Source organism: Halobacillus aidingensis (assembly GCF_900104185.1).
Taxonomy (GTDB): Bacteria; Bacillota; Bacilli; order Bacillales; family Halobacillaceae; genus Halobacillus; species Halobacillus aidingensis.
Map to the genome: position 1 here is coordinate 1 of NZ_FNIZ01000022.1, position 18332 is coordinate 18332.

An 18332-nucleotide genomic window follows, 5' to 3' on the forward strand; every position below is an offset into this window, starting at 1 on the left:
CAGGACGAAGTCCGAGGAAGCTTGCCACTCCCCCACAGGAAAGCGAGTAGCTTCCCAGCCACCCCTAACGCTCAACACGGCAAACGAACCCCCAAAGTCTCGAAACTGAGTCTTCCACAATCCTGCCATATTCTTTAATAACATTTTTTATATTACATATCCGTTAAACAAAAAAAGGCGGCTGTGTCAGCCGCCTTTTTCCTTTATAGACTTTCCTTTTCTCCCAATACTTCCTCAGCAATGTTCACAGCATGGTCACCGATACGTTCTAAGTTGCTGATCATGTCTACAAATACAATACCTGCTTGTCCTGTACACACACCTTCGTTCAAACGGATGATGTGTTTCTTACGGTAACTACGTTCCATACGATCCAACTCATTCTCTTTTTGGACGACGGCCAATGCTTCTTCGCGGCTCATCGTTTCAAGAGATCTTGTCGCCTGCTTGACGGTCATTAGCGTAAGGTCAAACATTGTATTCAAATCCTCAATGGCCTGAGGGGTAAGGTTCACTTTATTTGAGTTCTTATAATCGATCAGCTCAATGATATTCTCAAAGTGGTCACCAATACGTTCTAAATCTCTGACAGAATCCATTAGTGCCGAATGCTTATGACTTTCCTCATCCGAAAGAGAAGCTTGAGAAAGATCCACGAGATAATCTGTTATTTTACGATCAAGGTTGTTTAAAGCATCTTCAATCTGCATGGCAAGTTCAGAGTGCTTTTGCTGTTTATTGTTCAAATAAAGGCTTGTCTCTTCAAGACCTTTATAAGCATATTCACCCATACGAACAACTTCTTCTTTTGCTTGGTCTAAGGCAAGGGATGGAGATTGTTCAATAAAGATCGGATCCAAATGCTGTGGTTTATGGTCAATTTCTGAATCTTTCCCTGGTACCAGTTTAATGACAATCCATGCGAGGACTGCAATAAACGGGAATTGTACAACCGCATTAGCAATGTTAAAGGATCCGTGAGCGAAGGCAATTGTCATTTCAGGCTCTAGATCCATACTCGTTTGTAACCAGTTCACATATCTTTCAAATGGAACTAGGAAAATCAAGAATACGGTAGCACCTAACACATTGAATATGACGTGAGCAAATGCAGCTCGCTTCGCGCCGACACTTGCACCTATGGAAGCAAGAACTGCTGTAATTGTTGTACCGATATTATCTCCAAACAATACAGGAATAGCTGCTTGTAAATCCACAAGTCCTTCTCCCAACAACGTCTGCAAAATTCCGATTGTTGCACTGGAGCTTTGTACGATAACCGTGAATAGGGTACCTACAATAACACCCAAAATAGGGTTATCACTCATACTTACCGTCAAATCTTGGAAAGCCTGTAATGATCGAAGTGGCTTCACTCCTCCACTCATTACTTCAAGTCCAAAGAACAAAGCACCTAGACCAAAGATGGTCTGACCAAAGTTCGCAACTTTTTTACTTTTGAAAAAGAATAGCAAGAAAGCACCAACGGCAAGGATTGGCAATCCATAAGCTTTAATATCTATACCAATAATAAATGCGGTCATGGTGGTACCAATGTTGGCACCCATAATAACACCAATCGCTTGTCTGAATGTCATGAATCCTGCGTTGACAAGACCAACTGTCAGTACGGTTGTCGTACTACTACTCTGCAAAAGAATCGTAACGACTGTACCCGCGATCACACCCATAAATGGATTGCTCGTGAAGCGGTCTAACAGTTCCCTCAAACGATCTCCCGCCGTACGTTGTAGTCCATCCGCCATATACTTTAAGCCGAATAGAAAGATACCGAGTCCACCGATGAATTCAAATATCATCTGTTGCACATCGATTTCCATGTTCTCCACCCTTTCTTCATCCAAGTTTCATCATTTTTCTCTTTATTAAAACAACCTCACTCATATTAACCATGGAAAAAGCTTTTGTAAAGGCAATTCATGAATCTTAACATTAAATTTACATTCGCATAATACCAACACAACCGTAGTGTGTTATTTGAATTTTCCGATAAAAAAAGGCCCTCATAGGGACCTTTTATGAAGCCTTCTCATTTATTGTAGAAGTATCTTTATATTCTTCTTTTACATCTCCTTGGGATTGTTCCTCTTTGAATTCTTCCTTTTCAAATTGATTGGAAGCAATAATAAGGGAGAGCTCTTGGGTAAGTCCTATCAGATCAGTAGTAAAAGCATCAAAGGTTTGCATCGTTATTTGTTGGCGGTTAGAAGTTTCTACTAATTCCCCTGTTGAACGCGACTGATTTGATGTAACTTCTTTCATGCCTTCAATCACATTTTCCATACGCGGCATAACCTCTTTGCCTTCTTTTAACTGATATTTAGTGGACTCTAATTGTAAATTAAATGTACTCATTCCTTCCGATAAATTCCTGAAGGCATCTTTTGAGATATCCATTTGCAGCTGCCTTTCCTGAATTTCTCTTTCCATTCGGTCAAATTGTGTGGAAAGATCTCCTCCGAGAGACATGACATCCTTCATCCGCTGATCAATATCAACAGCTGCTGTTCTGGACCGATCCGCCAGTCGTCTAACTTCTTGGGCCACTACGGCGAATCCTTCTCCATGCTGTCCGGCACGAGCCGCTTCAATAGAAGCATTCAATGCAAGCATTCTCGTCTGCTCTGCAATATTTTGTATTTTGGTTCCCGAATCCTGGATGTTCAACATGTAATTTTGAAAAGATTCGATTTTTGAAGTCATTTCTTGAATTTCTTTTCTCAAACTGTGGAAAGATTGTTCGACCTGCTCCACTCCTCCATTTCCCACTTGAACAGCTTCATTCATTCGTTCCTGTTCTCCAAAAAGGTTTTCCAACGTTTGGTGTATCTGACCGAATACCCTATTCAATTCATCGAAAACTTCTTTTTGGCTGTCCATATATTCTGAAGTTTGATTACTTTCCTCCTGGACTTGATTCACACTTCTGCTTAAATCCTGATGGACAAGCTTCAACTCCCGAGAGGAATCATCCATCTGTTCTCCTCCCTTTTCAAGTTGAACAACAGCCCCTTGAAGGGAAGATAGAATCTCCGCAATTTTATGTATAAGCTCTTCATAACTTTTTCTTAACGACTGGATCTCAGGAAGGCTTGTATTAATGGAGCTTGCTTCACTAAGAACCCCATTTCTCGCTTGCTTCATAACACGTTGCATCTGTTTCACTGGATGAACGATTTTCCCTACAACCAAATAAACAATTATACCAATCGCTATTATGGTAATGAGACCTAATATCAATGTGTACATGGCCATTTGGCGCACTCCACTCATAAAATCCCTCTCTGGGACTCCAAGAACATAAATTCCTTGTAATTCTTGGACAGGTGCGTAAGATAACACAAAACCTTTCCCATCCAACTGCACGGTTTCTGTACCATTCTCTTTGTTCAGAAGTTCCTTCGCAAGAGGTTCAGGAAAAGGCGCTTCATCCATTGTAGGGTACGAATAGATTCCCTCGTTATTAATGAGATAAGCTTCAGAGGACAAACCATCTTGTTGAATTTGCGCCTGTTGAGAATTTGAGTATCCTTCCATGCGTTTTGTGAATTCTTCCTGGTCTCCAACGAAGGCGTACATCAATTGTTCTGCTACATCCTGAGCCATTAACAACTCGCGTTCCAGGCGATCCTGAACCAAATCCATTTGATTTTCTTTAGCTTTCATGTAAGAGAAGAAACCAATCATGGAAACTGATATAAGCACGAGAGCACAAACGATGGCTGTCAGCCTTATTTGCAAGTTGATTTGAGACCATAGCACTTTTAACGCCACCGGCTTGAATCGTATCCCTATTTTCATAAAAAACACTCCATCTCTTTGATTGATTGCACAAACAAAGTATGACGACAGAGTGTTAAGGGATTGTTAACGTTTTTTTAAAGTTTGGTAATTTCACAACTTCTTGACCAGGATTTTTGTACCATCTACTTTCACGACCTTAATTTTATCCCCGGAGGTAATCCACTGGCCGTTTGAAACAGCACTGTATTCTTCATCCTCAATTTTTATCGTACCTACAGGTCTCATATCTGTTAGTGCTTCTCCTTGTTGTTCAAGTAAGTATTGGTACTTTTCATTCATTGAATTGTACCCCATTTCTGTGGAAAGTTGGTCATTGAGAGCCATTTTCGACCACATCTTTCTGTGCTTGAAAACTTTCAAGAACAGCAAAGAAGCCGCTCCACCTAAAATAACCCCTATTACACTGTACAAACCCGCTACCCAATTAGGTGCACTGAAGCCGACAGCAATAATCATCGTTACAGCACCAATTACCGCCAGTGTCCCATCATTCAATAGTTTCCCATCAATAATCATAAGAATGATTCCCAGAAAATATACGAGCATCATGACGATGAACATTTCTGTTTCAAGATAACCTGAAAAATAGACAGTTATAAAGCCGAAACCGATAATCGCAAACACTCCACGCATGTTAACGAGTAATTCCCCTATTAAAAACATAGTACCGAGAAAAGTAATAAATAAAGCGATCCAATCATAAGTAAACATGATGGTTCACATCCTCTCCTTAATTACTATATGTACGTCCGAAGATGTCCTTTTGTTTCAAAGTTACAATTATTTTTTCTCCACTAACCCCATGATATAATGATGACAACATTTATGAGTTTACACAAATTTAACTCACAAATGTGCATATTTAAGGTTCCTGACTTCTCATTTATAAAAATAGCCCTTATAATGAAGATTGGAATTCATCTTGCATACCTTTTTGTGAATATACAAAGGAGCGATATTAATGGCAATTACGCACAGAAAAGATACTCGTCCCGTAAGAGTCGGAGACGTTACGATAGGTGGATCGGATGAGGTTGTTATCCAATCCATGACCACCACCAAAACACACGATGTAGAAGCAACAGTCGCTGAAATCAAGCGTCTAGAGGAAGCCGGATGTCAGATCGTCCGAGTGGCTTGCCCGGATGATCGAGCTGCTGACGCCATTCCTGAAATTAAAAAACGCATCAATATCCCACTGGTTGTTGACATCCACTTCGATTATAAAAAAGCTCTGAAGGCCATTGAAGGTGGAGCAGATAAGATTCGTATTAATCCTGGGAACATCGGGAAACGCGAAAAAGTCGAAGAAGTCGTGAAAGCAGCCAAAGCAAAAGGCATTCCAATCCGAATCGGAGTCAACGCAGGTTCTCTCGAGCGCCATATCCTTGAAAAATACGGTTACCCGACCGCAGACGGAATGGTCGAGAGTGCTTTGCATCACATCAAAATTCTCGAGGACCTTGATTTTCATGACATCATTGTGTCCCTTAAAGCTTCTGACGTGAAATTGGCGATTGAAGCGTATGAAAAAGCTGCTGCAGCTTTCAACTATCCAATTCACTTGGGAATCACTGAATCAGGAACCCTTTTCGCAGGTACAGTAAAAAGTGCTGCCGGACTTGGTGCCATCTTGAGTAAAGGGATAGGAAGTACCGTAAGGATCAGCTTAAGTGCTGACCCTGTGGAAGAAGTAAAAGTAGCGAAAGAACTTCTCAAATCATTCGGTCTTGCATCAAATGCTGCGACATTAATTTCCTGCCCGACTTGTGGACGGATTGAGATTGACTTGATCTCTATCGCCAATGAGGTTGAAGAATATATCCAAACCATTAAAGCACCAATTAAAGTAGCTGTACTCGGCTGCGCAGTCAATGGTCCAGGTGAAGCGAGAGAAGCAGACATTGGGATTGCCGGTGCCCGCGGGGAAGGTCTACTCTTCCGTCATGGGGAGATCATCCGTAAAGTACCTGAAGACATCATGGTCGATGAACTGAAGAAAGAAGTCGACAAATTGGCAGAAGAACACTACGAAAAAGAGCGTAAAGAAAAAGAGAAACTAAAACAAGAGCAAGAACAATCCTAAAAAAAGGTGACCCTGATCAGGGTCACCTTTTTGTTTATATCAAGTTATAAATCGGGGCGAAGAATAATGAAAATGCGATGGAAACGATACTGACAATAATCGCCATATTCCCTAGTGTATCGGCTCCGCGTCGCTTACCAATGATCCCGAGAACAATCCCGGCCGCACCGAGAATTAACGGAGCAAAAAAGAAAGAAAGGATCGCGGCGGATAATCCCAACCAGCCCATCCCCACTTTTACATCTTCCTCTTCTTCCATTGTTGTTTCTTTTTCTTCGTTATTCATTGGCTCATCGATCGGCCCTATGGCCGCTTCCTGAGCGAACTCTTCCTCATAACTATCGCCATAAACAGGCTCATCTGATTCACGACCGTGATTATCAACGGCGACAACGTCATCAAAGTCAGAAGCTCTGGCTTCGCTGTTACCAGGTTCTTGTCGTAAATCATGGTCTTGAATTTCTTCAAAAGCTTCGTTCAACACTTGTTCTGTCGAAGGTTCGTCATGTTCATCAACAGCTTCAACATGCACTTGTTCTATTTCATCCCCATGCTCAGGGGCCTTTTGTGTTTTATGATTCTCAACAGTATCTTTCGGATCATGCATTAGAATACCCTCACTTTCTGTTTGAAGAATCATGATTATTATATGGAGAGTCCAAGAAATTACATGAGGGATTTGATGGTAAAAAACCGCCTGACATCACGTCAGACGGTTACAATCAATTCGCTAATACTACGGTCGTATGACTTTCTGCTTTCTCTTGAATTTCTTTTGCATACCAGCTTTCGGCATGTCCATTTTCTTCTTTATATTCATTCAAGCCGCCCATACCTCGGTGATAGGCTGTGAGTGCTTCGTCCCAATTATCGTATTTGTTTTGTAAGAAATCTAAATAAACTAATGATAATTGCATGGAATAATAAGGGTCGAAAAGCAACTCTTCTTCATAAGGTAAGCCAGCCATATCAGCAATCCAAGGAGCCGTGTTTTTCATAAATTGTGACATCCCATAAGCATGTCCATATTTCGTTTCAGGTCCCACGAGCTCAGGATCAAAGGTTCCTCCTGTTTCCACTTTCAGTAACTCATAAACAAGAAAAGGGTTGATTTTATAGCGCTCTGCTTCCTTAACCAGGTACATGGCCCAGGATTTTTTGAAATTCCCATCACTTTCTTTTACGAGACGGTCTGCCTTTTTCTCAATTTCCGGCCACGTATGATACCCATTTTTTTCTTCTGCTGCTGAAGGCTGTTCCTTCAAATAATCATTCGTGGACTGTAGCCGCTCAATTTCCTTGGATAGCTTTTCATTTTTATTTTTCAATTCCTGCTTTTGATCAGCCAGGGCTTTTTCCTGCTTTTGGTTCCATTGGTTTATAGTAAAGAATGCCGCCACAACGAGAATCAATGCAATACCCGTTGTCCAATTAGGTTTTTGTTCCTTCATATTTGTTTCACTCCTTCACTTTCTGCACATTGGTACTTTTGACTAGTACCACACTGAACCCATTGGCTTATACTAACCGATTGGTATATGTAATTCAATTGAAACACTTATAGACATAATTTTTTAAAAACACAAATCCTTCTCAACATTCATATGGTGTAGTAAATACGGTGAGAGGGAGTATAAGCCTATGAAGAATGTGGCACAACAGTTAATTACCCAGAAATTGAAACAGTTAACCGTAAAAGAACTACTTTTTTATAGTCAGAAATATCAAATCCCAATAACTAAGGATGAAGCTGCTGCCATTGTCACAGCTTTAAAGAAAAACAAGGATAACCCCTTCGACCCTGATGGAAGAAAGCGCATGTTCAGCAAACTCGCGAAAATCACATCAAAAGATACGGCAAGATCTGTATATAAATTGCTCATGAAAATGTCCAAAGAATACGGTGTTGAGCATTGGTTAAAATAACTTACCCCCATATTAATTCAACAAAAGCTTCCTTTTATTGAGGTCTCAGTTTCGAGACTTTTGTTGAGTTTGATGGGGGATGCGGCAAATGGCTAGCTTTCCTCGGGAGCTTGGTGAGCCTCCTCGGACTGCGTCCTGTGGGGTCTCACCAAGCACTTTTTTTCCCCTAGAGGTCTCCCATTCCCCTCCGCTCCTTTACCATATAAGTGCCTCGAAACCACCCCTGGAATAAGTTGCTTTTACTCACAAGGAAAGTAGAGCTATATGAAGTTCCATAATCGCTATTCTGGATAAAAAAAGCTTGCTATAGTGCGCTTTATTACTATAGATCAGGAATTGTAAAAGACATTCCTCCTCGGATAAGGGCACAGCCACCCCTGACACCCAACACGGCAACGTACCCAGAAACATCTCGAAACTGACGCTTCAAGAACCCTGCCATTTACTTTAATGACTAACGAAAAAAAGAAGGAGCACAAGGGCTCCTTCTTTATTGCTGCATGATTTTATCTTTTAAACCTTCGTCAAATACGCCTTCTTTGACCATATCAATTTCATAGCGATACGGAGGCTTTTTATTTTTCTTATCTTCCCCTACATATGGTGTTTCAAGGATTTTTGGTAGATCTTTCAAGGTCGGATGATGAATGACTTTATGAAGAGCATCAAAACCGATATGGCCGAACCCGATGTTCTCGTGACGGTCCTTGGCTGCCCCTTGGATATTTTTACTGTCATTTACATGAATGACTTTCAGACGATCGATCCCGACGACTTTATCAAATTCATCTAAGACGCCATCGAAGTCCTCAATCACATTGTAACCTGCGTCATGAATGTGACACGTATCCATGCAGACAGATAATTTCTCATTAAGGTTCACCCCATCAATGATCTTTGCCAACTCATCGAAACTTCTCCCGATTTCAGAGCCTTTCCCCGCCATCGTTTCAAGGGCAATTTGAACCTTTTGGTCTTTATGAAGGACTTCGTTCAAACCTTCAATGATTTTTGGTAAACCTTTATCTACCCCTTGTCCAACGTGCGACCCTGGGTGAAGAACGATTTGCCTTGCTCCGAGAGCTTCTGTACGTTCGATTTCATTTCTTAAAAAATCAACACCAAGCTGGAACGTTTCCGGCTTTGTTGTATTGCCAATATTGATGATATAAGGAGCATGGACCACGATGTCGCTGATGCCATTCGCTTTCATATGCTCCGTCCCTGCTTCAATGTTCAACTCTTCAATGGGACGGCGCCTTGTGTTTTGCGGGGCTCCTGTATAGATCATAAATGTGCTCGCACCATAGGAAGTTGCTTCTTCACTAGCGCCCAGCAGCATTTTCTTCCCTTTCATTGAAACGTGTGACCCAATCTTCAACATAAGATCTACCCTTTCTTATTTCTTCTTGAAACGGTTCTGTTTCAGCTTTCTCATATTCTTATCTGTCTGTTGCTTCATTTTTTTCTTATAACCAGGCTTCACTTTCTTCGGTTTCCGTACCATCTGCTTTGCTTTTTTCTCTAGATCGGAAGCATGTCGTTCACGGTTCTGTCGCTCGTTGTAGGCATTTGTTTCTTTCCATTCACCGTTTTTTACTTCATAAAATTCAAAAGTAAGTCCTTTTTTCTCGAGTTTCTGAATGAGAGGAAGGTCGGATTCCTTATACAAATTAATAGCCGTTCCTTGCATTCCAGCTCGAGCTGTTCGTCCGACTCTGTGAATGTAGAATTCTTCTTCTTTCGGCATCTGGGCGTTGATGACATGACTGACGCCTTGAATATCGATCCCTCGTGAAGCAAGATCTGTGGCTACAATATATTGATAGCGCAAGTTTTGCAACTCTTTAAGCATTCTTTTTCTTTCTCTTGGTGAAAGCCCACCGTGAAGAATTCCTGTTTCAAGACCTCTGTTCATCAATTCACCAGCTAGCTCGTCGGCATGATTTTTGCCATTTGTAAAAATGATGGCCAAATAAGGCTGGATCGCCTTCGATATTTCAACAATCACATCGGCCGGGTCTTTATGTCTTAGCGGGACTAGTCGATGCTCCATCGTTTCTGGTGATGGTTTGTCATCTTCAATCTGGATGTGTGTAGGGTTCGTCAAATATTTCTTTAAGAATGGTTGCAGTCGTTCTGGAATGGTCGCTGAAAAGACGAGCATCTGTACATCCTGGTCCATCCGTACAAGAATTTGGTCTACCTCTTCAATAAAGCCTAAATCCAGCATCAGGTCTGCTTCATCCAGCACAAACGCTTTGGCTTGGTAAAGATCAATCGCCTCTTCTTTAACCATGTCTAAAATACGACCCGGTGTTCCGACGACAATGTGAGGAGGTCTGGAAGATAGTTTTCCGACCATTTTTTGCTTATCCGTACCACCTATGAGGAGTTTTGAACGCCAAACCTCTTCTTTTCCAGCCATTTGAATTGCTTTTTTTACTTCATCCTGAATTTGGATGGCTAACTCTCTTGTGGGCGCTGTAACCACAAACTGTACATGGTCTGCCTCGTCATCCATCTGATTGAACAATGGAAGTAAATAGGCATGGGTCTTACCTGATCCTGTATGGGACTGTCCGATAAGACTCTCCCCTCTCAAGGCTGCAGGCAGTACCTGCTTTTGAATGGGGGTGGGTTTTTTAAAGCCTAATCCCTCTACAATTCGACTGACTGTAGAAGTGATGGCATATTGATCAAATGTGTGCTTACTCATAACCGTTCTCCTTTAATGTAAAATGTTCCTTCCTTATTATAATAGAGCTGAAGGTAAATTGCACGATAACCTTGTCTTAGAACGTCTTTCTTTGTCATCTTTCCCTTTACCCTTTATAATGATAATGGTATCTTTAAAGTTATTGGATTGGATTTATAGAGGAGGACGTTAATCAATGGAAGTCATTAAAATCGCCCCTCGCGGTTATTGTTATGGTGTAGTAGATGCAATGGTCATTGCTCGAAACGCAGCTAAAGACCCGAATCTGCCACGTCCTATATATATACTAGGTATGATTGTCCACAACTCACATGTAACCGACGCCTTTAAGGAAGAAGGAATCATTACTGTTGATGGAAAAAATCGCACCGACATGTTAGAAGGCATTCATGATGGAACGGTTATTTTTACCGCTCACGGTGTTTCTCCTCAAGTAAAGGAGCGCGCGAAAGCGAAAGGTCTCACCGTTTTAGACGCCACTTGCCCTGATGTGACCAATACTCACAACTTGATTAGAAAAAAAGTGGCTGAGGGATTTGAAGTCATTTACGTAGGAAAAAAAGGACACCCGGAACCAGAAGGCGCTATGGGCGTAGCACCAGGTAAAGTCCATCTCGTCCAAACGGAAGAGGATGTGGAAGAACTCAACATTGATCATGACAAATTGATGATTACTAACCAAACGACGATGAGTCAGTGGGACGTCTATGATGTTATGGAAAAAGCGAAAGAAAAGTATCCGCAACTCGAAAAACAGCAGGAGATTTGCATGGCAACCCAGGTACGTCAGGAAGCTGTTTCCGAACAAGCAGGCGAAGCAGATTTAACGCTGGTTGTTGGTGACCCGATGAGCAACAACTCCAATCGACTTGCCCAAGTCTCTATGGAAAAAGCTGGTACAACGGCTTACCGCATTGCTGATGTAACAGAAATTCAATTAGAGTGGTTGGAGGGTGTCGAGAAAGTAGCCGTTACAGCGGGCGCTTCAACTCCAACTCCTATAACAAAAGAAGTCATTAAGTTCATCGAACAGTTCGATCATAATGATGATAGCACATGGATTCGCGAGTCAAAAGTTGAGCAGAAAAAGATTCTGCCGCCCGTCCGTGCCAGAAAAAAAGTGAAGAGATAGAAAAAAGGATGAAAGCTCTAGCTTTCATCCTTTTTTTATACAATTGTAAAGGGCTCCGTCTCCGCTTTGGAAACAAAAATGTTCAAATCTCCATCTTTATTACACTTCTCATCCAAGTACCGTTTTACTTTCGGACAGACGACTTTTTCAACGTGATGACCGGGGTCAATGACGGAAAGCCCCATTTCCATGGCATCTTGTGTCATATGAAAAGTCATATCTCCGGTAATATAAACATCGGCCCCACTTCTCTTGGCTTTATGAATGTATTTTTCACCACTGCCTCCAAGAAGAGCTACCTTCTTCACTTTTTTATCCATATTACCAGATACACGCACATGAGGGACATCGTATTCCTTCTTGATCAGCTCGACGAATTCCCTTAAAGTCACAGGGTTTACGAGTTCTCCTACACGCCCTGCCCCCATTGATTCACCTTCATTTAATAATGGATAAACATCATAGGCGACTTCCTCATAAGGATGAGCCTCTTCCATCGCTTTCAAGACTCCGGATAGGCGTGATTTTGGAACAATCGTCTCGATTCGTTTTTCATCCACGATTTCAAGTTTTCCTTGTTCACCGATATACGGATTCGTTTCAGCTTCCGGTTTGAATGTCCCTTGTCCCGAAAGTTGATACGTACAGTGACTGTAATGACCGATATGCCCTGCACCTGCCTCACTAATCGCATCCCGTAATTCATCTGAATGGTTTTCAGGGACGAAAACGGTAAGCTTTACGAGAGAGTCGCTTCCTGTTTCGATCAGCGGCCGACAATTCGTTACTCCGATCAGTTCAGCCATAACATCATTCACACCGCCTTTGGCAATATCAAGATTCGTGTGAGCAGCATAAACCGTGATGTCATGTTTAATCAGTTTTTGGACAATTCTCCCTTTAGGTGTATCCAAATTAATTTGATTCAATTTGACAAAAAGCAGAGGGTGATGGGCAATGATTAAATCCACTTCTTTGTCAATCGCTTCGTCTACAACATTCTCCAAAACATCCAGGGTAACCATGATGTTTTTCACCGGTTTATTGAGGGTGCCAACCTGGAGGCCCACATTATCCCATTCAAAAGCCAACCCCTTGGGTGACCATTTTTCAAATTCACGGATGATATCCTGGGCTGTGTATGTTCGATTCATGATTGCAATACCTCCTCTAACCATTCCATTTCCTTTTGGTGTTGTTTCAATTTCTCTTCATCAGGAGAAGTCGCTCGCTTCATCTGTTTCACAATATATTGTTTCTTCTTCCATTCCTCTTTACATTTTTGGATAAACGCCTCTGTTTTTTTCTCTAATAAAAACGGCCCCAGCCACATTTCCTTCTCTATGATTTGCTGATGGTAACAGGAGGAAGGGTCTCCCTTTTCTGCCACAAGGATTTCATAAATGTGCCCACTTTCCTCTACAATTGTCTCATCGACAAGTGTATAGTCATGTTGGAAGAACCACCTTCTAAGAGATCTTGCGTCGATATTGGGTTGGACGACAATTCGATTGACTTCAGAAAGCTTATCTTTTCCTCCTTCAAGAATATCACGGATTAAAGGTCCACCCATTCCAGCAATGACAACCTGTTTTATTTCTCCAGGATCAACAACTCCGAGGCCGTCACCGAGACGGACATCAATACGATCCTCAAGCTTATGTTTTTCCACTTCGTTTTTTGCACTATCATATGGGCCTTGATTCACTTCACCTGCCACAGCTCTTGCTTCCGGATCATTCAAACATACAAAGCACGGAAGATAGGCATGATCCGAACCGATGTCCGCAAAATGGGCCCCTTTCGGTAAATAGTCGGCAACAAGTGCTAAACGTTGAGATAATTGATTTACATTCATAGACTCTTTCCTCTCATAAAAGAAAAGCTTTCTGATTGGCCAGAAAGCTTTTCGTTCTTCTTCTTATTGTTATTTCTTTTCAGCAAGCCATTCGGCCAATTTAGTTGCTTGTTCTCCTGTGTAAAGACCAGCAGGCATGGCAGAACCTTTACCATTTACGATGATGTCATTAATTTCTTCAGCTGAATAGCGGCTTCCTACTTGTTGAAGGTTAGGGCCAGCTCCCCCGCCAAGGTCTCCACCGTGGCAGCTTGCACATTGGTTCTGATACAACTCTTCAGGACTTGCACTTGCGGTTTCTTCTTGCTTCTCACCGCCGCCCTCTTCTTCATTCTGAATAGCTTCGCGTTGATTAATCCCAGCTGCAGATACGACAATCATAACGACGATCCCCAGCACAGCGATAATTGCGAATGGAATCACAGGGTTCTTTCTCATTTGTTGCAACCTCCTTATGTATTCCCTCATATAGAATTTTCGTGTCTATTCGACTATATTTATTTTACTTGAAAACCGTTACTTATTAAAGAGATATCATGTGAAAACTTATGAAACAATGTAAATAATTAAAAAAATGAAGCCAATGACACCTGAATAAAAAAGCATTTTCACCTTCCAAAACCATCCAAGATAAATCCACAAGGTAAAGTTTAAAGTGAGCGTTATGTAAAAGGCCAGCCCCAGACCTATCATATTTTGATTAAGGTGAACGGTCAAAAGCAGAAGAATTAACGCACCATTGAGAAGCGGAATAAAAAGCCAGTCCGACTTTTTATATTGTAACCAACGAATATGAATCCATACCCCGATTACAAAACTCGACAAAACCACTGTTTGCATTATGATTCCCATTTCAGTAAAATAAATGACAAGAAATGAAAGGGGTAACAAAAAAGCATTCATTGCCATGAACATATAAAAGGCGGGGCTTTGTGCACCTTTAGCGCTCTCTTCGTTCACCTGACCTTCCCCTTGAGTATAAAGCGCTAACAAGAAATTGCAATATTCATCTGGAAGCAAATGATTTTGTTTCCAGTACCTGATTTCATCAACGATGGTTTTTGTCCTTTCATGTTTCATAGCAGCCTCCCAAAGAAAAGATAACTCAGGAGCCCTCCCGCATCCATTTGCGAAACGACCCCTGAGTCGGAAGAATCTTTATTCCATGAAGTCTTTCAAACGTTTGCTCCGGCTTGGGTGGCGGAGTTTACGCAAAGCCTTCGCTTCGATTTGACGGATTCTCTCGCGAGTTACCCCAAACACTTTCCCTACTTCTTCAAGTGTTCTTGTACGTCCATCATCCAAACCGAATCGGAGTCTGAGTACATTTTCTTCTCGATCTGTCAATGTATCAAGGACATCCTCAAGCTGTTCTTTCAACAGTTCATAAGCTGCGTGATCTGAAGGAGATGTCGCTTCCTGGTCTTCAATGAAGTCACCTAAGTGAGAATCATCTTCCTCCCCGATTGGTGTTTCTAAGGATACCGGTTCTTGAGCAATCTTCAAAATTTCACGGACTTTATCTGGAGTAAGGTCCATATCCTGTGCAATCTCTTCCGGCGTTGGTTCACGACCAAGATCCTGAAGAAGTTGACGCTGGACACGAATAAGTTTATTAATTGTCTCTACCATGTGTACAGGGATACGAATCGTACGAGCTTGGTCAGCGATTGCTCTTGTAATCGCCTGGCGAATCCACCAAGTCGCATAGGTACTAAATTTGTAACCTTTACGATAATCGAATTTTTCTACTGCTTTGATCAGACCCATGTTACCTTCTTGAATTAAATCAAGGAAAAGCATACCTCGGCCTACATATCTTTTAGCGATACTTACAACAAGTCGCAGGTTGGCTTCCGCTAAATCACGCTTAGCTTCTTCGTCGCCATTCTCAATACGTTGAGCAAGACTGATTTCATCTTTGGCAGAAAGCAGGTTCACTCGACCGATTTCTTTGAGGTACATACGTACAGGGTCATTGATTTTGACTCCAGGGGGTACACTCAAGTCATTAAGATCGAACTCTTCCTCTTTATTCAATTGCTTCATACTTGGATCTGATTCAGAATCCCCGATTACTTCTACACCTTGTTCATTCAGGTGTTCATAGAATTCATCCATTTGATCAGAGTCCAGTTCGAAGCTCGATAGTTTTTCCGCTACCTCTTCATATGCGAGGATCCCTCGTTTTTTCCCTAACTCTACCACTTGCTCTTTCGCTTGCTCAAGTGTTAATTCTGTTTGATTCTCATTTTCTTTAGAACGTGATGGCTGTTGTTGCTTATCTGCCATAAGTCCCCCTCCTTCCAACAATCTATACAAACTCTACCTAGTGGTGTTTCAATTCTTTCTTGCGCTTGATGATTTCCATCGCAATTTCTGCTGCTCTGATCGGCTCATTTTGTTGTTCAGCCTTTTTCAACTCAGATTCAAGGTTTCTAATATCCGTTCGATCCCACTGTTCTGATCGAATCCTTGTGATGTAATCGTGGATTTCCTGATCAGAAACTTCTTCGCTGACAGGTGCCATTGCAAGCTCGATCGCCAAATTTTTGATGGAAGCATCTTCAATCATCTCGACGAACTGACTGATATCCGATTCATTGCCGTCTTCATAATATGCATAAAGATGGGTGACAATGACCTGATGGTCTTCAATATTGAAAGCTCCTCCGATTTCCTCTTGAACTTTATCAGCGATATATGGATCTCTCAACATATACGCAATCAGTTTTCTTTCTGCATTATGAAAAGCGGGTAAAAGTTTTTTTTGAACCGTTGGCTGCCTTGTATCATTAGTATATCGGTTCTTAGGCTCCTTATCCTTTACACCGCTTTGTGATCGAATCCGCTGAACTTCTTCTTTCAGAGTTTCTACGGAGAGCTGAAATTCTGTAGCGATTTCATTCAGGTAGTGCTCTCGTTCGACAGCACGGTCAAGCCCTGCAATCTCTTGTAATACCTTTTCGATATAAGTGATGCGATCTCCTTCTACTTGCAGATTATAATCTCTTCGCAAGTAATTCATCATAAAGGAAATGTACGTATCACTCGTATCAATGATTTCCCGTTTGAATCGGTCCCCGCCATACTTTTGGATAAATTCATCTGGGTCGAGCTCATCAGGGACACGAGCAACGTAAGTTTGACAACCTACACTTTTTAAGAGTTTCGCGGCTTTGACAGCTGCTTCGATTCCTGCGCGGTCACCATCATAGCAGATGATGATCTGCTCTGCGTATTTCTTCAAAAGGTTCGCCTGCATGCTTGATAAAGATGTCCCCATCGTACCTACGGCATGATGGATATTTGCTTGGTCAGCAGAAATGACATCTCCGAAACCTTCGAACAGGATGACCGTTTTTTCTTTTCGAATGGCGGAACGGGCGAGATCGAAGTTATAAAGCAGACGCCCCTTATGGAAAAGTTCTGTCTCCGGGCTGTTTAAATATTTAGGTTCCTGTTGTCCGAGAGACCTTCCCGCAAAAGCCACGGTTTTTCCTAAATGGTTCCTGAGTGGAAAAATGACTCTCCCACGGAACCTGTCCGCATATTCTCCATGATCATTGGTACTGAGCAAGCCTGCTTTAACCATCGTCTGTGGATGATACCCTTTCTTTTCAAGGAATGTAACGACAAAGTCCTTAGAATCCGGGGAATATCCAATTTGATATTTTTGGATCGTTTCATCCGTAAAACCACGGTCGATTAAATATTGGTAAGCTTCCCGACCATCTTTGGAATTCTTTAACAAATGATGATATAATTTAGTCAACCATTGATGGGCTTCAAGCATCGCCTGGGATTCTTGGCTCTTTTCTGACGGGGCCTCTTCAGATAATTGATCAGGAAGGTCGATACCAGTCTGCTCAGCCAGTTGTTTTAGTGCCTGGATAAAACTAAACCCTTCAATCTCCATCAGGAAGGTATAGACATTCCCTCCCTTTCCACAACCAAAGCAATGAAAGATTTGCTTATCTTGAGAAACGGAAAAGGAAGGAGTGTTTTCCCCGTGGAAAGGACAAAGGCCGAAATGGTTCCTGCCTTGTTTCTTCAAATCGACGTAATTGCCGATCACTTCTACAATATCCGTTGACCTTCTGATTTCATCGACTTTTTCTTCTGGAATATGTCCAGCCATAAAATCACCATACTACTCAATTATTCTCGTTCAAAGCTTAAAACCCTTCATGTTCTGACAACAATTTTTGGAAAACAGATCGGAACTTTTCGCGATCATTCGCTGTAAATGCCGATGGGCCTTTCCATTTCTTTCTCTGCTTCATTGTCTGCTGCCGTATGAACTTTTGGTTCATGATGTTGTCTGCATCATTTTCTCTAACCAGTTTACCTCTTGGAGTAAGGACATAAACCCCTTTGGAAGTCAATAATACAGCCAGCGAAAGATCCTGGGTAATAACGACATCGCCTTCTCCAACTTGATTAAGGATGTACAAATCGACAGATTGCGATCCGTCATCGACGAACATCCATCCAGCTTCTGCTTTCTCCCGACTATAATGATTGACGGTTGCTATGAAATAAGGATGTAGATCATACTGCATACAAACATCGATGATTTCCTCTTGTACTGGACAACTATCTGCATCGACATAAATATGAACATTTAAATTTGGCATAGTATCAATATTTCTACAATAAGCGGTAGAATCCTCCTTAAAAGTGAATGTTTTATTTTTCTGAAAAGTATGTGCTTTCTCTGACTCCTTACAGAAAAACTTGGTAGGAATGGACATCCCTTCACTATAAGGATTTTTACCACAAA

General features: G+C 41.7%; 17 protein-coding genes. 3 read left to right on the plus strand and 14 right to left on the minus strand.

Translation table 11 applies throughout. The features are described 5' to 3' along the window. Positions 1-203 precede the first annotated feature (203 nt). From BLS23_RS17140 to BLS23_RS17150, 3 genes are all read right to left on the minus strand, one after another. Complete coding sequence (locus BLS23_RS17140; protein WP_089654346.1) at positions 204-1841, minus strand: Na/Pi cotransporter family protein; 1638 nt, start codon at positions 1839-1841, stop codon at positions 204-206. 196 nt (positions 1842-2037) lie between these two features. After that, positions 2038-3822: a methyl-accepting chemotaxis protein gene (locus tag BLS23_RS17145; protein WP_089654275.1), complete on the minus strand. Its 1785-nt coding sequence runs from the start codon at positions 3820-3822 to the stop codon at positions 2038-2040. A 93-nt stretch (positions 3823-3915) separates the two neighbouring features. Beyond that, positions 3916-4536: an NfeD family protein gene (locus tag BLS23_RS17150; RefSeq protein WP_089654276.1), complete on the minus strand. Its 621-nt coding sequence runs from the start codon at positions 4534-4536 to the stop codon at positions 3916-3918. 250 nt (positions 4537-4786) lie between these two features. Here BLS23_RS17150 and ispG point away from each other — a divergent pair, with 250 nt between their 5' ends. Then, the gene (gene ispG / locus BLS23_RS17155) at positions 4787-5911 is read left to right on the plus strand and encodes a flavodoxin-dependent (E)-4-hydroxy-3-methylbut-2-enyl-diphosphate synthase (protein ID WP_089654277.1); all 1125 of its coding nucleotides are present in this window, start codon (positions 4787-4789) and stop codon (positions 5909-5911) included. Positions 5912-5945: 34 nt separating this feature from the next. On the opposite strand, the gene BLS23_RS17160 is transcribed toward ispG, so the two are convergent. Then, entirely contained in the window at positions 5946-6518 is a 573-nt protein-coding gene (locus BLS23_RS17160; protein WP_089654278.1) for a DUF4190 domain-containing protein, read from the minus strand. Positions 6519-6633: 115 nt separating this feature from the next. Beyond that, positions 6634-7362, minus strand: coding sequence for a transglycosylase SLT domain-containing protein (locus tag BLS23_RS17165; RefSeq protein WP_089654279.1), 729 nt, complete (start codon positions 7360-7362; stop codon positions 6634-6636). A gap of 190 nt (positions 7363-7552) precedes the next feature. Here BLS23_RS17165 and BLS23_RS17170 point away from each other — a divergent pair, with 190 nt between their 5' ends. Continuing rightward, complete coding sequence (locus tag BLS23_RS17170) at positions 7553-7837, plus strand: DUF2624 domain-containing protein (protein WP_089654280.1); 285 nt, start codon at positions 7553-7555, stop codon at positions 7835-7837. 490 nt (positions 7838-8327) lie between these two features. Here the strand turns inward: BLS23_RS17170 and BLS23_RS17175 are convergent, their stop codons facing one another. After that, entirely contained in the window at positions 8328-9221 is an 894-nt protein-coding gene (locus BLS23_RS17175; RefSeq protein WP_089654281.1) for a deoxyribonuclease IV, read from the minus strand. Positions 9222-9236: 15 nt separating this feature from the next. After that, complete coding sequence (locus BLS23_RS17180) at positions 9237-10556, minus strand: DEAD/DEAH box helicase (protein ID WP_089654282.1); 1320 nt, start codon at positions 10554-10556, stop codon at positions 9237-9239. Between the two features lie 175 nt (positions 10557-10731). Between BLS23_RS17180 and BLS23_RS17185 the strand changes: the two genes are divergently transcribed. After that, on the plus strand, positions 10732-11688 hold the full coding sequence (locus BLS23_RS17185) for a 4-hydroxy-3-methylbut-2-enyl diphosphate reductase (protein ID WP_089654283.1): 957 nt from the start codon (positions 10732-10734) through the stop codon (positions 11686-11688). A 35-nt stretch (positions 11689-11723) separates the two neighbouring features. Here the strand turns inward: BLS23_RS17185 and BLS23_RS17190 are convergent, their stop codons facing one another. The 7 genes from BLS23_RS17190 to BLS23_RS17220 all read right to left on the minus strand — a co-directional run bounded on the left by BLS23_RS17190 (position 11724) and on the right by BLS23_RS17220 (position 18186). After that, positions 11724-12842 (minus strand): Nif3-like dinuclear metal center hexameric protein, encoded by a 1119-nt coding sequence (locus BLS23_RS17190; protein WP_089654284.1) that lies wholly within the window; start codon positions 12840-12842, stop codon positions 11724-11726. After that, a complete protein-coding gene (locus BLS23_RS17195; RefSeq protein ID WP_089654285.1) occupies positions 12839-13546 on the minus strand; it encodes a tRNA (adenine(22)-N(1))-methyltransferase in 708 nt (235 codons plus the stop codon). The genes BLS23_RS17190 and BLS23_RS17195 overlap by 4 nt, the downstream gene beginning before the upstream one ends. A 69-nt stretch (positions 13547-13615) precedes the next feature. Further along, a complete protein-coding gene (gene cccA, locus BLS23_RS17200) occupies positions 13616-13984 on the minus strand; it encodes a cytochrome c550 (protein ID WP_089654286.1) in 369 nt (122 codons plus the stop codon). Between the two features lie 108 nt (positions 13985-14092). Further along, positions 14093-14626, minus strand: a complete 534-nt coding sequence (locus tag BLS23_RS17205; protein ID WP_089654287.1) for a hypothetical protein — start codon at positions 14624-14626, stop codon at positions 14093-14095. Positions 14627-14704: 78 nt separating this feature from the next. Then, positions 14705-15838 carry an RNA polymerase sigma factor RpoD gene (rpoD, locus tag BLS23_RS17210; RefSeq protein WP_089654288.1) on the minus strand — a complete coding sequence of 378 codons (1134 nt, stop codon included), beginning with the start codon at positions 15836-15838 and terminating at the stop codon, positions 14705-14707. A 37-nt stretch (positions 15839-15875) separates the two neighbouring features. Beyond that, the gene (gene dnaG, locus BLS23_RS17215) at positions 15876-17687 is read right to left on the minus strand and encodes a DNA primase (RefSeq protein ID WP_089654289.1); all 1812 of its coding nucleotides are present in this window, start codon (positions 17685-17687) and stop codon (positions 15876-15878) included. A gap of 37 nt (positions 17688-17724) precedes the next feature. Further along, the gene (locus tag BLS23_RS17220) at positions 17725-18186 is read right to left on the minus strand and encodes a YaiI/YqxD family protein (RefSeq protein WP_089654290.1); all 462 of its coding nucleotides are present in this window, start codon (positions 18184-18186) and stop codon (positions 17725-17727) included. Positions 18187-18332 lie beyond the last annotated feature (146 nt).

Excerpts from the sequence above, each read along its gene's own strand:
- BLS23_RS17140 (WP_089654346.1), bottom strand. The coding sequence starts at position 1,841 with ATGGAAATCGATGTGCAACAGATGATATTTGAATTCATCGGTGGACTC.
- BLS23_RS17145 (WP_089654275.1), bottom strand. The coding sequence starts at position 3,822 with ATGAAAATAGGGATACGATTCAAGCCGGTGGCGTTAAAAGTGCTATGG.
- BLS23_RS17150 (WP_089654276.1), bottom strand. The coding sequence starts at position 4,536 with ATGTTTACTTATGATTGGATCGCTTTATTTATTACTTTTCTCGGTACT.
- ispG (WP_089654277.1), top strand. The coding sequence starts at position 4,787 with ATGGCAATTACGCACAGAAAAGATACTCGTCCCGTAAGAGTCGGAGAC.
- BLS23_RS17160 (WP_089654278.1), bottom strand. The coding sequence starts at position 6,518 with ATGCATGATCCGAAAGATACTGTTGAGAATCATAAAACACAAAAGGCC.
- BLS23_RS17165 (WP_089654279.1), bottom strand. The coding sequence starts at position 7,362 with ATGAAGGAACAAAAACCTAATTGGACAACGGGTATTGCATTGATTCTC.
- BLS23_RS17170 (WP_089654280.1), top strand. The coding sequence starts at position 7,553 with ATGAAGAATGTGGCACAACAGTTAATTACCCAGAAATTGAAACAGTTA.
- BLS23_RS17175 (WP_089654281.1), bottom strand. The coding sequence starts at position 9,221 with ATGTTGAAGATTGGGTCACACGTTTCAATGAAAGGGAAGAAAATGCTG.
- BLS23_RS17180 (WP_089654282.1), bottom strand. The coding sequence starts at position 10,556 with ATGAGTAAGCACACATTTGATCAATATGCCATCACTTCTACAGTCAGT.
- BLS23_RS17185 (WP_089654283.1), top strand. The coding sequence starts at position 10,732 with ATGGAAGTCATTAAAATCGCCCCTCGCGGTTATTGTTATGGTGTAGTA.
- BLS23_RS17190 (WP_089654284.1), bottom strand. The coding sequence starts at position 12,842 with ATGAATCGAACATACACAGCCCAGGATATCATCCGTGAATTTGAAAAA.
- BLS23_RS17195 (WP_089654285.1), bottom strand. The coding sequence starts at position 13,546 with ATGAATGTAAATCAATTATCTCAACGTTTAGCACTTGTTGCCGACTAT.
- cccA (WP_089654286.1), bottom strand. The coding sequence starts at position 13,984 with ATGAGAAAGAACCCTGTGATTCCATTCGCAATTATCGCTGTGCTGGGG.
- BLS23_RS17205 (WP_089654287.1), bottom strand. The coding sequence starts at position 14,626 with ATGAAACATGAAAGGACAAAAACCATCGTTGATGAAATCAGGTACTGG.
- rpoD (WP_089654288.1), bottom strand. The coding sequence starts at position 15,838 with ATGGCAGATAAGCAACAACAGCCATCACGTTCTAAAGAAAATGAGAAT.
- dnaG (WP_089654289.1), bottom strand. The coding sequence starts at position 17,687 with ATGGCTGGACATATTCCAGAAGAAAAAGTCGATGAAATCAGAAGGTCA.
- BLS23_RS17220 (WP_089654290.1), bottom strand. The coding sequence starts at position 18,186 with ATGCCAAATTTAAATGTTCATATTTATGTCGATGCAGATAGTTGTCCA.